Here is a 14385-nt window from a genome sequence, read left to right as displayed (position 1 = left end):
CCGTCGACGAAGAAGTGGCCCGCGCTCGGAAACGCATGAGAATCCGGGTCATGGCTACGTTCTGGGCCCCGGCGGGCGGATTCTCATGCCTTTCGCACCGTCGGGGAGGGGCGCCTCGGGCCGACGTCGGTTCGTGCGCCCGCCGATCGCGCTCCCTGCTCCGCGTGCGCCCGTCGCGCGCTTCGCTTGACCTTTCTGAGTTTTGTATACAGAATACGGAGGACGCAATTCCCGAGCCCGAGTCCGGGCCGGCCCCCCTGCAATGACGAAAGAGGTGCGGAATGCCCCGCGCGAACTCGAAGATGAGGCGCCTGCTCGCGGTCGGAGCCGCGAGCGCAATGATGATCGGCCTGGCGGCGTGCAGCGGGGGAGGAGGTGCATCCGACGAGAACACCGTGGTCTGGTCGACGTGGGGAACCCCTGAGGAGCTCACCCGCTTCGAGGAGTTCAATGAGGAGTTCATGAAGCGGCACCCCGACATCACCGTCGAGCTGCAGCCGGTCGCGAGCTACGCCGACTACCACTCCAAGCTGCTCGCCCAGCTCACGAGCAACACCGCACCCGACGTCTTCTACATCGGCGACGACAAGATCGGCCAGTTCGTCGACGCGAAGGTGCTCGCCCCGCTGACGAAGCTCATGGAGTCCGACGCGAGCGAGACGAAGCCTGACGACTTCTTCCCCGGCCTCTTCGGCGCCGCTGAGCAGGACGGCGAGATCTTCGCCGCCCCGAACGACTCGAACCCCGACGTGCTCTGGTACGACACGCAGGCCCTCGCCGCGGCCGGGATCACCGAGGACCCGGCCACCCTCGCCGAGAACGGCGAGTGGACCACCGAGAAGTACCTCGAGATGAACGACAAGCTCGCCGCGGCGGGTCTCACCGGCTCGATGTTCTGGAACTACTGGGCCACGCACTACAGCTGGATCTCGTCGCAGGGCGGCACGGCCTACGACGAGTCCGGTGCGTTCGTCGGCAACGACGACGCGACCACGGTCGACGCGGTCGACACGCTCGGTCGCTACTTCCAGGACGGCACCTTCGTCGTGGCCGACTCGATGCCCGAGGGCGCCGGCGCCGACAGCGAGTTCGTGACGCACAAGGCGGGCTTCTTCTCGCAGGGCCGCTACACGATCGGCACCGTGGAGAGCGCGGGCGAGCAGGACAGCTACGACATCGTCCGCTGGCCCACGCCCGACGGACAGCCCGCGCCGACCGGCGTCGCCACCTCGTACCTGGCGATCAACGGCAAGTCCAAGGCGAAGGATGCCGCGTTCACGTTCTGGACCGAGTTCCTCTCGGCCGAGGGCCAGGTGTTCCGCCTCCAGGGCGGCGGCAACGCGGTCCCGTCGATCAAGGGCGCCGACGAGGTCGTGCTCGAGGACGGCTACCCCGCCCACGCCCAGACCTTCCTCGACATGCGCGACATCGGCTTCGAGGACTACGCCGCCGAGGCGGTCGTGCCCGGTCTCTCCACCGACGTGAGCGACCTGTTCCTCAAGCTCTACGAGGGCAAGTCCGACGCGCAGGGCACGCTCGATGCGGTCGCCGACCTGGTGGCCTCCAAGACGGGCGAGTGAGCGGCGAGATGACCGTCATGACGGGCGACGCGACCGCGACTCGGGTCGCGTCGCCCGCGCCTCCCGCACCATCCGCGCCGGGCGGGCTCCGTAGGGAGTCCGCCTGGCGGCGGCGCGACCGCCGCTGGGGCTACGCCTTCATCGCCCCGCAGGTCATCGGCATGGCCCTGTTCGTGCTGCTGCCGTTCGTCGCCAGCCTCGTGCTCGCCTTCGCCTCGTGGGACGGGCTCACCGAGCTCACCTGGGTCGGCTTCGAGAACTTCACGGCGCAGATGCAGGACGAGCTCCTGCTCCGCTCGATCGTGAACACCTTGATCATCGCCGTCGTGACCGTGCCGATCGGCCTGGGGCTCGCCGTCGTCATCGCGGTCGCGCTCGAGAAGCTCAAGACCCGCACGCTCTACCTGATCCTCTTCTTCGCCCCGGTCGTCACCTCGACGGTCGCGGTCGCCATGATCTGGCAGCAGATGTTCCGCGTCGACGGGGTGCTCAGCGAGACGATCGCGACGGTCTTCGGCATCGCCCCGCCCGACTGGCTCGGCGACCCCAAGCTCGCGCTCCTGGCCGTGTGCATCGTGTCGATCTGGTCGGCGCTCGGCCTCAACGTGATCATCTTCCTCGCGGGCCTGCAGAACATCTCGCCCTCGGTGATCGAGGCGGCCCGCATCGACGGCGCCGGGGCCTGGCGGCTGTTCCGCAGCATCCGGATGCCGCTGCTGTCGCCGATCATCTTCTTCTCGTCGATCGTGGCCTTCATCTCGTCGCTGCAGACGTTCGACACGGTCTACGTGCTCACCGCCGACGCGGGACCCGACAACGCCACTCGCACGATCGTGTACCACATCTACGACCTCGGCTTCGGGCGGTTCGAGTTCGGGCCGGCGAGCGCGGCATCCGTGATCCTGCTCGTGCTCACGCTCGTGATCACCGCGATCCAGTTCGGCGCCCAGAAGAAGTTCGTGCACTACGAGGATGACGCAGCATGAGCGCAGCAGAGATCGAGACCACCCTCGTCGGCCGTCCCGACCTCGAGCGGGCGTCGTCGCCGCGCTCGGGCATCGGGCGTCGCCGCGCCGGGGCCACCGCATTGCACGTGGGACTCATCGTGGCGGGCGTCGCCATGGTGTTCCCGTTCGCGTGGATGCTCATCACGTCGTTCAAGACGTTGCCGCAGCTGCTGCAGGACCCGCGCAGCTTCTGGCCGGCCCCGTGGACGCTCGACAACTACATCGAGGCGTGGAACGCCGTGCCGTTCGCGCAGGCGTACCTGAACAGCATCTACATCTGCGTGCTGGCGGTCGCCGGCACCCTGCTCACGGCGTCCATGGCCGGCTACGCGTTCGCGCGCATCCGGTTCCGCGGCAGCCGGGTGATCTTCATCGTGTTCCTCGCGACGCAGATGATCCCGAAGCAGGTGACCCTGATCCCGTTCTACCTGCTGATGAGCCAGTTCGGCTGGGTCGACTCCCACCTGTCGCTGATCGTGCCGGCGATGCTCGTGAACCCGTTCGCGGTGTTCCTCATGCGGCAGTTCGTGCTCTCGCTGCCGAAGGAGCTCGAGGAAGCGGCCCTCGTCGACGGCGCCGGACGCTGGCGCACGTTCTGGAGCATCATCCTGCCGAACCTCAAGCCGGGCCTCGGCGCCCTCAGCATCATCGTCGCGCTCGACGTGTGGAACAGCTTCCTCTTCCCGCTCGTGCTGCTGAACTCGCCAGACCTGTTCACCGTGCCGCTGCTGCTCTCGAGCTTCCGCGGGCAGTTCGGGTCGATCAATTACGGGCTCGTGATGGCGGCGTCGGCGCTGGCGACGATCCCGATGCTCATCGCGTTCGTCATCGGGCAGCGGCGCATCCTGAACAGCATGGCCGCGTCGGGACTGGGCGGCCGATGACGGTGACGGATGCCGCGGCGCTGGCCGCGCTCGCCGGCACGCACCTCGACCTGGTGCAGGCGCCGTTTACGCTGCCGCGCTCGCGCCTCCTCGTGTTCCGCGAGGGCGAGGGCGTGCGCGTGCACACGTCGGAGTACGAGCGGATGCTCGCCGAGTGCCGCGTGCTCGACGCGCTGGTGGTGCGCGGCTCCGACGGTGCGGCCCTGCCGATCACGCGGGTGCTGCCGCATCGCGTCGAGTTCGGCGGGGGCGTCGTGACGCTGGGGTTCGCGGGGCCGGCCGCGCTCACCGTCGGCCTCGCAGAGGCTGGCGCGGCCGGGGTCACGATCGAGTGGACGACCCCCGATGGCGAGCGTGCGCACGTCGGGCTCGGCGCGGACGCGACGGCGGTGCGATTCGGCGTGGCCGCCGACCGCCGCGTCGGCGCCGCGGCATCCGGAACCCACTCCGCCGACCTCGCGGAGAGCGAGGCGCTCTGGCTCGACTGGTTCGCGCGCTGCCCCCGGGTGCGCGACGACCTCCAGTCGATGGCCGCCTTCTGCTGGTGGGTGCTCGGCGCCAACATCGTCGAGCTTCCCGCCCTGGGCCGTGCACGCGCCGTCGTGCCGTCGAAGATCGGCTACGTCGGGCTCTGGCAGTGGGACGCGTACTTCATCGCGGTCGGCCTCAGGCACGGCGACCCCGGGCTCGCGCGGGAGCAGCTCGAGCTCGCGTTCCGGTTCGCGGGCGACGACGGCCAGCTGCCCGACGTCGTGCATGAGCACGGCGTGCTCGCCAGCAGCGACGACCTGCCGCGGGCCGACCGGGAGAACCTCCGTCGCGCCGGCTCGGCGATCGCCGACCCCGCGGCGCCGGTTCCGCTCACGAAGCCGCCGCTCGCCGCGTGGGCGCTCGCGAAGGTGCTGGAGGTCGAGTCTGCCGACGACTGGGCACGGGAGCAGCTGGCGATCATCCGCCGGTCGCAGGACTGGTGGTTCGCGGCATCCGACCTCGACCACGACGGCATGCCCGAGTACGGGCATCCGTACTCCTCCGGCCTCGACGACAGCCCGATCTTCGACGGCCCGCTGCCGACGACCGCGCCCGACCTCGGGGCGTACCTCGTGCTCCAAGACCTCGAGCTCGCCCGGTTCGCGGAGCGGTTCGGCGATGCGGATGCCGCGGCGCACCGTGCCCGCGCCGATCGCACGCTCGAGCGGCTGCTCGAGCTCTGGGACGACGAGCGTGGCATGTTCCACGCGCGCGCCGCCGGCGCAGAGGTCGCGAGCGACACCGTTGTGGGGCTGATGCCGCTGCTCACCGGGCGGCTGCCGGGCGACATCGTCGATCGCCTCCTGACGGCGCTGCACGACCCTCGGCGTTTCGGAGCGGCCTGGTCGGTGCCGACGGTGGCCGTCGGCGACCGCGACTTCTCGCCCGAGCGCATGTGGCGCGGCCCGGTCTGGGTGAACACGAACGCGCTCGTCATCGAGGGGCTGCGCGCGTCGGGGCATCCCGAGCTCGCGCGCGCCCTCGCCGAGGAGACAGTGGCCCTCGTGGTCCGCGGCGGCGGCCCGCACGAGTACTTCAACCCGATCACCGGTGAGAAGGCGCGCACGGCCACGACCGCGTTCGGGTGGTCGGCGGCACTGTTCATCGACCTGGCGGTCGGCCTGTCCGCGTGATCGCCGTCGAGGAGCGGCGCCGGGCGCCTCCTCGACCGGTCGAGGGCCGTCAGGCGGTGAAGTAGGTGCTCGAGGCGTTGTCGAGGATGCGGCGCATGCCGTTCATCCAGTTCGCCTTGAGGGCGGCGATCGCCCCGGGCACGTCGCCGGCCGCGAGGCGCTCGGCGATCTCGGCATGCTCGGCGGCGACCCGCTCGACCATGACGTCGTTCGGCACAAGGAGGGACTCGTAGCGATGGAACGCGCCGCGCACGCTCGCGATCACGTCGAGCAGCCGCTGATTCGGGCACGCCGAGAGCATGATGCCGTGCCATTCGTCGTCCTTCGAGACCACCAGCGCGTGCTGCACGACCTCCTGGTCGAAGTCCGCGGCGAGCGCGGAGAGGCGTCGGCCGATCGCGCGCAGCTCGTCGATCGGGCTCAGCTCGAGGGCGAGGCTCTCCAGCGTGGCCATCACGGGAGCGAGGTCCTCGAACTCCTGGGCGCTCAGCGGGACGAACCGGAATCCCTTGCCGTTCTCGCTCGCGATCTGGCCCTCGCTCTCGAGGGCGATCAGCGCCTCGCGCAGGGGGGTGCGGCTGACGCCGAGTTCTGCAGCGAGCTGCACCTCGTTGATCCCCTCGCCGGGCTGCACCTCGCCGGCTCGCATCCGCGCGAGCAGCTCCTCGCGAACCTGCGAGCGAAGGTTCTTGCGTTCGATCGCCATCTGTCCTCGTCCTTCGGGCCGCTCCGTCGCGGCAAGCCTAGGGCTTGACCGGTTCGGACAACCGGCATACGGTGTCTGTATACAGAATACATTCTGCAGACAGTCGTGTACAGCATTCCAAGCTCAGAGAGGAGACGGCGTGGCCGGCGACATCCCCCGAAGCATCCGTCTCGACGCCCTCGCCTACGGCGGCGACTACAACCCCGACCAGTGGTCGGAGGAGGTCTGGCTCGAGGATGCGCGCCTCATGCGCGAGGCCGGGGTGAATCTCGTGAGCCTGCCGGTCTTCTCCTGGCCGCAGCTCGAGCCGCAGCCCGGCGCCTACGACTGGGGCTGGCTCGACCGCGTGATGGACGTGCTGTGGGAGGCCGGGGTCAGGATCGACCTCGCGACCGCGACCGCCACGCCGCCGTCGTGGCTCATCCGCAGCCACCCCGAAATGCTGCCGTGGGACGAGGACGGCCGGCGACTCGAGTTCGGCTCCCGGCAGGCGTACTGCCCGAGCTCACCCGTGTGGCGCGAGCACGTGGCACGGATGACGCGGGCGATGGCCGAACGCTACGGCGAGCACCCCGGACTCGCGCTCTGGCACGTGTCCAACGAGTACGGCGACCACGTGTCGCGCTGCTGGTGCCCCGAGTCATCCGCCCACTTCCGTCGCTGGCTCGAGGCGCGCTACGGCGACCTCGACGGGCTGAACGACGCGTGGGGCGTGAACGTGTGGGGGCAGCGGTACACCGCGTGGGAGCACATCGAGGCGCCGCGTCGGGCGACCGGGCCGGTGAACCCGACGCAGCTGCTCGACTTCGAGCGGTTCTCGTCAGATGCGCTGCTCGAGCTCTTCCAGCTCGAGATCGACGTGCTGCGGGAGGTCACCCCCGACATCGCGGTCACGACCAACTTCATGAGCCTCCTGCGCGACCTCGACTACTGGGACTTCGCTGCCGCCGAGGACCTCGTGACCGACGACGCCTACCCCGACCCCGCCGATCCCGACGCGCACGTGCCGGCCGCGCTCAACTACGGGCTGATGCGCTCGCTCAAGGGCGGGCGGCCGTGGCTGCTGCTCGAGCAGGCCGCGAGCGCCGTGAGCTGGCGCGACGTGAATGTGCCGAAGGCCCCCGGCCGGATGAGAATCGACAGCCTTCAGGCCATCGCCCACGGCTCGGACGGCGCCATGTTCTTCCAGTGGCGGCAGGCGAGGTACGGTCAGGAGAAGTTCCACTCGGCCATGCTCGGACACCGCGGCGAGGCGTCGCGCAGCTTCCAGGAGACGAAGGCGTTCGGCGCCGAACTGCAGCGGCTCGCGGCCGTTCGAGGCACCCGCGTGCGCTCCCGGGTCGCCCTCGTCGTCGACTGGGACTCCTGGTGGGGGTCGTCGGCGACGGAGTCGCTCCCCTCGCAGCGCCTGAACTGGCTCGCCCAGGCGCGCGCCTGGCATGCGGCGCTGCACGCCCTCGGCCACCCCGTCGACACCGTGCGCGCCACCGGCTCCTTCGACGGCTACGACGTCGTGGTCGTTCCGAACCTCTACGTCGCGGATGCCGCGCAGGCGGCCGCGCTCGCCGCCTTCGTCGCCCGGGGCGGCCAGCTCGTGGTCGGCCCGTTCTCGGGCGTCGTCGACGCCACCGAGACGGTGCACGACGGCGGCGCACCCGGGCCGCTCAGGTCGCTGCTCGGTGTCGAGGTGGATGAGCCGTGGCCGATCGCCGACGGGCAGGCGGAGCGCGTCGACCTCGACGGAGTCGGGTTCGGCAACGCCGTCTGGAGCGAGTGGCTCGAGGTGCACGACGGCACCGAGGTCCGCGCCCGGTACGCCACCGGCGAGCTCGCCGGCCGCGCCGCTGCGACCCGCCGCCCCTCTGGCGACGGCGCGGGTGCCGCCTGGTACCTGAGCGCCGTACTCGAGCCGGCGGGCCTGCTCGCCCTGTTCCGCGAGGTGCTCGCCGCGGCCGGCCTGCCGGTTCGGTCGCCCATCGACTCGAACCTCGAGGCCATCACCCGTTCCGACGCGACGACGGACTACACGTTCGTGCTCAACCACGGGCGCGACGAGCTCACGGTCGACGTGCCCTCGGGCGCCGAGGACCTGCTCACCGGCATCCGCACGACGGGCCGGCTCACCCTTGGCCGGTTCGGCGCCGCCGTGCTCGCCGCGCCGCGCGCCGACACGGCGCCCTTCATCACCCTGTCCGACACCCTGACACCACCGACTGAGGCACCATGACCGATCCGTTCGTCCATCCGTACATCCCGAACACCGCGCCCGAGTCCAGGGCCGCGATGCTCGCAGCCGTCGGTGCGGCATCCGTCGACGAGTTCTACGCCGACGTGCCCGCCGACCTGCGGCTCGACCGGCCGCTCGACCTGCCCGAGCCGCTCGTCGCCGAGCAGGACCTCGTGCGCCACGTCGAGGGCCTGCTCGCGAAGAACGTGTCGACGAGGCAGCGCCTGAGCTTCCTCGGCGCGGGCACCTACCACCACTACGTGCCGGCCGTCGTCGACGAGGTCATCGGTCGCAGCGAGTTCCTCACCGCGTACGCCGGCGAACCCTACGAGGACCACGGCCGCTTCCAGGCGCTGTTCCAGTACCAGTCGCTCATGGCCGAGCTGCTCGCGATGGACGTCGTGAACGTGCCGACCTACGACGGCTACCAGGCCACCGCCACCGCGCTCTCGATGGCCGGGCGGATGTCGGGGCGCCGGCGCATCCTCGTCGCGAGCGACGTGCCGCCCGCGAAGCTCTCGAAGGTGCGCGACTTCGTGCGCGTGCACCTCGACCTCGAGTTCGTGCCCACCGTCGACGGCGTCGCGGATGTCGCGGGTCTGGCGGCACGGCTCGGCGACGACGTCGCCGCGGTGTGGGTCGAGACCCCGAGTCACACGGGCGCGCTCGAGGCGCGGCTGCGCGAGATCGCCGACGATGCCCACGCTGTGGGCGCCGTGCTCGTGGTCGGCACCGACCCGATCGGCTACGGCGTGCTCACCCCGCCGGCCGAGCAGGGCGCCGACATCGTCTGCGGCGACATCCAGTCGCTCGGCCTGCACCAGTGGTTCGGCGGCGCGCACGGCGGCTTCATCGCCGTCCAGGACGACCCGCGGTTCATCATGGAGATGCCCTCGCGGCTCTTCGGCCTTGCCACGACCGACGTGCCCGGCGAGTACGGATTCGGCGACGTCGCCTACGACCGCACGTCGTTCGCGCACCGCGAGGAAGGGAAGGAGTGGGTCGGCACGGCTGCCGCCCTCTGGGGCATCGCCGCCGGCGTCTACCTCGCGCTCATGGGGCCACAGGGCATGCGCGACCTCGGCGAGGTGCTCCTCGCCCGCACCCGCTATGCGCAGCTCCGGCTCGCCGCGATCCCCGGCGTGACGCTCGGCGACGACGCCGCGCACCTGCGCGAGTTCACGATCGACGTGTCGGGCGCCGACGTCACCGCGACGGGCGTGGTCGATGCCCTCCGCACGCAGGGCATCGAGCCCGGCGTGGTGGTCGGCGAGCACCGCCTCCTCGTCTGCGTCACCGAGATGACGAGCCAGTCCGACATCGACCGGCTGGCGTCGGCGCTCGCCGGGCTCGTGAGCGAAGCGGGCCTCGACACGCGCTCCGCGCTACTCGATCCGCGGGAGCGCCGCAGCGAGGCATCCGTCAACGCCGAGTCCGGCCCGATCCTCGAGGAGCAGCGCGCATGAGCCTTCCCGTCGCCCCCAAGCCCGCCGTCCGTCGCTTCCACCAGGCGCGGTGGGACGAGCCGATCATCTTCGAGCTCTCCACGCCGGGCGAACGCGGCGTGCTCGTGCCGGCCGTCGAGCCGGGCGTGCGTGAGGCCGTCGGCGACGCGGTCGCCGCGCTGCCGGCCGGCCTTCGCCGTGCCGCGCCGCCCGCCCTTCCCGAGCTCGGGCAGATGCGCGTCCTGAAGCACTACCTGCGCCTGTCGCAGGAGAACCTCGGCGCCGACCTCAACGTCGACATCGGCCAGGGCACGTGCACCATGAAGTACGCCCCGAAGGTGAATGACCAGCTCGTCGGCACACCGGCCCTCACCGCCATGCACCCGCTGCAGGACCCGGCCGATACCCAGGGCGTGCTCGAGATCGTCTGGTCCACCGAGCGCATGCTCGCCGAGATCTCCGGCATGGACGAGGTGTCGCTGCACACGCAGGGCGGCTCGGCCGCGATCTGGTCGAACATCGCGATGATCCGCGCGTTCCACGAGGCCAATGGCGAGGGAGCGCAGCGCCGCGAGGTCATCACCACGATCTTCAGCCACCCCTCGAACGCCGCGGCGGCGAAGGCGGCCGGCTACGACGTGATCACCCTCCACCCGGATGCCGACGGCTACCCCGACCTCGCGGCGCTGCGGCAGGCGCTCTCGCCGCGCACCGCCGCCATCATGGTGACGAACCCCGAGGACACGGGCATCTACAATCCGGCGATCCGCGAGTGGGTGGATGCCGCGCACGCGGTCGGGGCGCTCGCCTCCTACGACCAGGCCAACGCGAACGGCATCCTCGGCATCACGCGCGCTCGCGACGCCGGATTCGACGTCTGCCACTTCAACCTGCACAAGACGTTCGGCACCCCGCACGGCTGCGGCGGGCCCGGTGCCGGCGCGAACGCGGTGAGCGCGGCGCTCGCGCCCTTCCTCCCGGGTCCGCGCGTCGTCCGCGACGGAGACCGGTTCGTCGTGCGCGAGCAGGATGAGCGGTCGATCGGCGCGGTCGGGCCGTTCTTCGGCGTGATCCCGAACATCGTGCGCGCCTACGCCTGGCTGATGGCGCTCGGCGCGCCCGGGCTGCGCGCCGTCGCCGAGACCGCGGTGCTCAACAACAACTACCTCATGAAGAAGGTGCTCGAGATCCCCGGCGCGTCCGCGCCGTACGCGGTCGGCCGCCGCCGCATCGAGCAGGTGCGGTACTCGTGGCAGGAGCTCTTCGAGGACACCGGCGTCACGTCGGAGGAGATCGGCGTGCGCGCGAGCGACTTCGGCATGCACTACTGGACGAGCCACCACCCCTACGTCGTGCCGCAGCCGTTCACGCTCGAGCCGACGGAGTCCTACTCGATGGCCGAGCTCGACGAGTACGCGGGCGTGCTCGCCGAGATCGCCCGCGAAGCCCGCGAGGAGGCCGAGACGGTGCGCACCGCGCCGCACCGCCAGAGCGTGCACTACACCCACCACGACGACCTCGACGACCCCGACCGGTGGGCCATCACCTGGCGGGCGTACCGTCGGAAGTACTTCGCCGAGACCGTCGCCTGAGCATGCTCGGACTCGTCGTCAATCCCATCGCCGGTGTCGGCGGGCCCGCGGGCCTCGCCGGCAGCGACGGTGCCGCCGTGCAGCGGCGCGCCGGCGAGCGCGGCGCGGCACCACGGGCGCAGGAGCGCGCACTCGTGGCGCTCGCGGTCGTGGCCGCGGCCCGGCCGGGTGCCCGCGTGCTCACGGCGGCCGGCGGGATGGGCGAGGACGTCGTGCGCGAGGCCGGCCTCGACCCGGTGGTCGTGTTCCGCGCGGACGCCCCGACGAGCGCCGCCGACACCTCGGCCGCCGCGCGGGCCATCGCCGACGCGGGAGCCTCGCTCGTGCTGTTCGCCGGCGGCGACGGCACCGCCCGCGACGTCGCGGCTTCGGTCTCGACGGAGGTGCCAGCCCTCGGGATCCCGGCCGGCGTGAAGATGTACTCGCCCGTCTTCGGCGTGAGCCCGCAGGCGTCCGGCGGGCTCGCCGCGGCATGGCTCGCCGCCGATGACGGCCGCGGTTTCCCCGTCCGGGAGCTCGAGGTGCTCGACGTCGACGAGGACGCGATGCGGCATGCCCGCATCGAGCCGCGGCTGTTCGGCGAGTTGGCCGTGCCGCATCGCCGGGGTCGCACGCAGGCGCGCAAGGCGGCGACGCCCGCCGGCGAGCAGGCGGCCGTGGTCGGCGCGGCCCGGGGTGCGGCATCCGCCATGCGCCCGGGCGTGCGCTACCTGCTCGGGCCGGGCGGCACGATGGCGGCGCTCGCACGGGAGCTCGGCGTGGCGAAGACCCCGCTCGGCGTCGACGTCGTGCTCGACGGCCGGATCGTGCGTGCCGACGCCTCCGAGGCGGAGCTCCTCGACGAGGTGGGCCACGGGCCCGCCAAGGCGGTCGTCACGGTGATCGGCGGCCAGGGCTTCCTGCTCGGGCGCGGCAACCAGCAGCTCTCCGCGCGCGTGCTCCGCGCCCTCGGCGACGACCCGCTCATCGTGGTCGCACCCGAACAGAAGCTCATCGACCTCGCCGGGCGCCCCCTGCTCGTCGACACGGGCGACGCCGAGGTGGATGCGGCGCTCGCCGGGTTCGCCCGCGCCATCACCGGCCCCGGCACCATCAGCATCTACCCGGTCCACGCACCAGAACACGAAGGAGAAGGCCATGCGCCTTGAGAACAAGCAGGCCATCGTCACGGGCGGCGCCGGCGGGATCGGACGCGCCACGTCCCTCGCGCTCGCCGCGGAGGGGGCATCCGTCGCCGTCGTCGACCTGAACGCCGAGGCGGCCGAAGCCGTCGCGGCCGAGATCCGGGAGACCGGCGGGGTCGCCATCGCCATCGCGGCGGATGTCGCGAGCGAGGCCGACATCGAGCGGGTCGTCGCCACGACGGTCGCCGAGCTCGGCGGCGTGGACGTCGTCTTCAACAACGCCGGCATCATCCGCCGAACGACCGCCGTCGAGACCACGGTCGAGGAATGGGACCGGGTGTTCGGGGTGAACGTGCGCGCGATCTTCCTCATGTGCAAGCACGTCGTGCCGATCATGGCCGCCGCGGGCGGCGGTTCGATCGTCAACACCGGCTCCGGCTGGGGCCTGAAGGGCGGCGGCCGGGCCATCTCGTACTGCGCCTCGAAGGGCGCGGTGGTGAACATGACCCGCGCGCTCGCGATCGACCACGGCCCGCAGGGCATCCGCGTCAACTCGGTGAACCCGGGCGACGTCAACACGGGCATGCTCCGCGACGAGGCCCGCCAGTTGTCGCAGGACGCCGACGCGTTCCTCGCCGAGGCCGCCGACCGCCCGCTGCAGCGCATGGGCGAGCCGCGCGAGGTCGCCGCGGCCGTCGTCTGGCTGGCGAGCGACGAATCGAGCTACGTCACCGGGTCGGCGCTCGTGGTCGATGGCGGCGGCATCGCCTGACCCCTGGGCAGCCGGTCGACGCGAAACGCATGAGAATCAGGGTGACGACCCCTCCAGGGCCGTCAACGGCCGGATTCTCATGCGTTCACGTCGGGCCGAGTTGGGGGCGTGCCGCCCGCTCGGCGCCCGCCCCGCCGGACGCGACCGCTCAGTCCTGGGGAATGGCCGCCACCACGTCGATCTCGACGAGGATGTCCGCCAGCCGCGACCCGACCGTCGTGCGCACCGGGTACGGCTCGGTGAAGAACTCGGCGTAGGCGACGTTGTACTCGGCGAAGTCGGCGAGGTCCTCGAGGTGCGCCGTCACCTTCACGACGTCGTCGAAGGTGAGGCCGTACTCGGCGAGCACCGCGCCGATGTTGCGCAGCACCTGGCGGGTCTGCTCGGCGGCGCCGCCCTCGACGACCTGGCCGGTCGCCGGGTCCTGGGGGCCGAATCCGGCCGTGTAGAGGAAGCCGTTGGCGACGACGCCGTGGCTGTAGGGCCCGGCGGGCTTGGGGGCGTTCGAGAGCGTGACGGCGGTCTTGGACATGGTTCCTCCGGTGTTCGGTTCGTTGTGGTGCGGGTGGTGCGTGTGGTGCGGTTCGGTTCGGTTTCGGGTCGGCGACGGTGTGAGTGACGGATGCCGCAGGCGCCCGCCCGCGGCATCCGCTCACCCGATCTCGTCGGCGATCGCGTCGGCGGCCTCCCGCAGCGCGGGCAGGAACGTCTGCAGGCGTTCGAGGTCGGCGACCATCCGCACCGCGCTCACGGAGATCGCCCCGACGACGCCCAGCGAGCTGCGGATGGGCACGGCGATGCAGTTCACGAACGGCTCGAACTCGCGGTCGTCGACGGCCCAGCCGCGCTCGGCCACGACGGCGAGCTCGCGGTCGAGCCGCTCGCGCGTGGTGATCGTGTGCTCGGTGTGGCGCTCCCAGGTCACGCCGCCGAGCACCGCGTCGCGACCGGCCGCGTCGAGGCTCGCGAGGATCGCCTTGCCGACCGCGGAGCTGTAGGGGATCACGGCCTTGCCGACGCGCGAGTACATGCGCACGCCGGACTCGTCCTCGGCCTTGTCGACGTAGACGATCGAGCGGTCCATGAGCGCCGCGAGGTGCACGGTGTTGCCGGTGCGTCGGTGGAGACGCCGCACGTGCTCGGCACCGGCGTCGCGCAGGTCGAGCGAGTCGAGTGCCTGTCGCGAGAGCGTGGCGAGGCGGGTGCCGAGGGCGTACCGTCCGCTGCCTCGGCGGCGCACCCAGCCGACCTCCTCGAGCGACTGCAGCTCGCGGAACATCGTCGACCGGTGCAGCCCGAACGACTCGGCGAGCTCGGCAACGGTGCGCGGGTCGGCGGCGATGGCGTCGATGATGCGGGCGGCGCGGGTCACGCTCTGCGACAT

Annotated in this window: 12 protein-coding genes; 9 read left to right on the top strand and 3 right to left on the bottom strand. The window is 71.5% G+C overall.

Features of this window, described 5'->3' with window-relative positions; genetic code table 11:
- Positions 1 to 281: 281 nt before the first annotated feature.
- From J2X63_RS02640 to J2X63_RS02625, 4 genes are read left to right on the top strand one after another with little or no spacing between them, the layout of a single operon-like run.
- Positions 282 to 1580, top strand: coding sequence for a sugar ABC transporter substrate-binding protein (locus tag J2X63_RS02640; protein ID WP_309973606.1), 1299 nt, complete (start codon positions 282 to 284; stop codon positions 1578 to 1580).
- Entirely contained in the window at positions 1577 to 2566 is a 990-nt protein-coding gene (locus J2X63_RS02635; protein WP_309973604.1) for a sugar ABC transporter permease, read from the top strand. Before J2X63_RS02640 ends, J2X63_RS02635 begins: the two co-directional genes overlap by 4 nt.
- On the top strand, positions 2563 to 3471 hold the full coding sequence (locus J2X63_RS02630; protein ID WP_309973601.1) for a carbohydrate ABC transporter permease: 909 nt from the start codon (positions 2563 to 2565) through the stop codon (positions 3469 to 3471). The genes J2X63_RS02635 and J2X63_RS02630 overlap by 4 nt, the downstream gene beginning before the upstream one ends.
- On the top strand, positions 3468 to 5135 hold the full coding sequence (locus J2X63_RS02625) for an MGH1-like glycoside hydrolase domain-containing protein (RefSeq protein WP_309973600.1): 1668 nt from the start codon (positions 3468 to 3470) through the stop codon (positions 5133 to 5135). Before J2X63_RS02630 ends, J2X63_RS02625 begins: the two co-directional genes overlap by 4 nt.
- Positions 5136 to 5184: 49 nt before the next feature.
- Here the strand turns inward: J2X63_RS02625 and J2X63_RS02620 are convergent, their stop codons facing one another.
- On the bottom strand, positions 5185 to 5841 hold the full coding sequence (locus J2X63_RS02620) for a GntR family transcriptional regulator (protein ID WP_309973598.1): 657 nt from the start codon (positions 5839 to 5841) through the stop codon (positions 5185 to 5187).
- A 139-nt stretch (positions 5842 to 5980) separates the two neighbouring features.
- Here J2X63_RS02620 and J2X63_RS02615 point away from each other — a divergent pair, with 139 nt between their 5' ends.
- From J2X63_RS02615 to J2X63_RS02595, 5 genes are read left to right on the top strand one after another with little or no spacing between them, the layout of a single operon-like run.
- The gene (locus J2X63_RS02615) at positions 5981 to 8068 is read left to right on the top strand and encodes a beta-galactosidase (RefSeq protein WP_309973596.1); all 2088 of its coding nucleotides are present in this window, start codon (positions 5981 to 5983) and stop codon (positions 8066 to 8068) included.
- Positions 8065 to 9534 carry an aminomethyl-transferring glycine dehydrogenase subunit GcvPA gene (gene gcvPA, locus J2X63_RS02610; RefSeq protein ID WP_309973594.1) on the top strand — a complete coding sequence of 490 codons (1470 nt, stop codon included), beginning with the start codon at positions 8065 to 8067 and terminating at the stop codon, positions 9532 to 9534. Before J2X63_RS02615 ends, gcvPA begins: the two co-directional genes overlap by 4 nt.
- A complete protein-coding gene (gene gcvPB / locus J2X63_RS02605; RefSeq protein ID WP_309973592.1) occupies positions 9531 to 11105 on the top strand; it encodes an aminomethyl-transferring glycine dehydrogenase subunit GcvPB in 1575 nt (524 codons plus the stop codon). Before gcvPA ends, gcvPB begins: the two co-directional genes overlap by 4 nt.
- A 2-nt stretch (positions 11106 to 11107) precedes the next feature.
- Positions 11108 to 12253 carry an NAD(+)/NADH kinase gene (locus tag J2X63_RS02600; protein ID WP_309973589.1) on the top strand — a complete coding sequence of 382 codons (1146 nt, stop codon included), beginning with the start codon at positions 11108 to 11110 and terminating at the stop codon, positions 12251 to 12253.
- A complete protein-coding gene (locus tag J2X63_RS02595; RefSeq protein ID WP_309973586.1) occupies positions 12243 to 13001 on the top strand; it encodes an SDR family oxidoreductase in 759 nt (252 codons plus the stop codon). Before J2X63_RS02600 ends, J2X63_RS02595 begins: the two co-directional genes overlap by 11 nt.
- Positions 13002 to 13149: 148 nt before the next feature.
- On the opposite strand, the gene J2X63_RS02590 is transcribed toward J2X63_RS02595, so the two are convergent.
- Both J2X63_RS02590 and J2X63_RS02585 read right to left on the bottom strand, forming a co-directional pair.
- Positions 13150 to 13533 (bottom strand): Rid family detoxifying hydrolase, encoded by a 384-nt coding sequence (locus J2X63_RS02590; protein WP_309973584.1) that lies wholly within the window; start codon positions 13531 to 13533, stop codon positions 13150 to 13152.
- Positions 13534 to 13653: 120 nt separating this feature from the next.
- Positions 13654 to 14385: an IclR family transcriptional regulator gene (locus J2X63_RS02585; protein ID WP_309973583.1), complete on the bottom strand. Its 732-nt coding sequence runs from the start codon at positions 14383 to 14385 to the stop codon at positions 13654 to 13656.

This window comes from Agromyces sp. 3263, assembly GCF_031456545.1.
In the GTDB taxonomy this organism is placed as follows: Bacteria; Actinomycetota; Actinomycetes; order Actinomycetales; family Microbacteriaceae; genus Agromyces.
Note: the sequence above shows the minus strand (reverse complement) of the source record. Positions and strands in the feature narration are given on the sequence as shown.

Excerpts from the sequence above, each read along its gene's own strand:
- J2X63_RS02640 (WP_309973606.1), top strand. The coding sequence starts at position 282 with ATGCCCCGCGCGAACTCGAAGATGAGGCGCCTGCTCGCGGTCGGAGCC.
- J2X63_RS02630 (WP_309973601.1), top strand. The coding sequence starts at position 2,563 with ATGAGCGCAGCAGAGATCGAGACCACCCTCGTCGGCCGTCCCGACCTC.
- J2X63_RS02625 (WP_309973600.1), top strand. The coding sequence starts at position 3,468 with ATGACGGTGACGGATGCCGCGGCGCTGGCCGCGCTCGCCGGCACGCAC.
- J2X63_RS02620 (WP_309973598.1), bottom strand. The coding sequence starts at position 5,841 with ATGGCGATCGAACGCAAGAACCTTCGCTCGCAGGTTCGCGAGGAGCTG.
- gcvPA (WP_309973594.1), top strand. The coding sequence starts at position 8,065 with ATGACCGATCCGTTCGTCCATCCGTACATCCCGAACACCGCGCCCGAG.
- gcvPB (WP_309973592.1), top strand. The coding sequence starts at position 9,531 with ATGAGCCTTCCCGTCGCCCCCAAGCCCGCCGTCCGTCGCTTCCACCAG.
- J2X63_RS02600 (WP_309973589.1), top strand. The coding sequence starts at position 11,108 with ATGCTCGGACTCGTCGTCAATCCCATCGCCGGTGTCGGCGGGCCCGCG.
- J2X63_RS02595 (WP_309973586.1), top strand. The coding sequence starts at position 12,243 with ATGCGCCTTGAGAACAAGCAGGCCATCGTCACGGGCGGCGCCGGCGGG.
- J2X63_RS02590 (WP_309973584.1), bottom strand. The coding sequence starts at position 13,533 with ATGTCCAAGACCGCCGTCACGCTCTCGAACGCCCCCAAGCCCGCCGGG.
- J2X63_RS02585 (WP_309973583.1), bottom strand. The coding sequence starts at position 14,385 with ATGTCGCAGAGCGTGACCCGCGCCGCCCGCATCATCGACGCCATCGCC.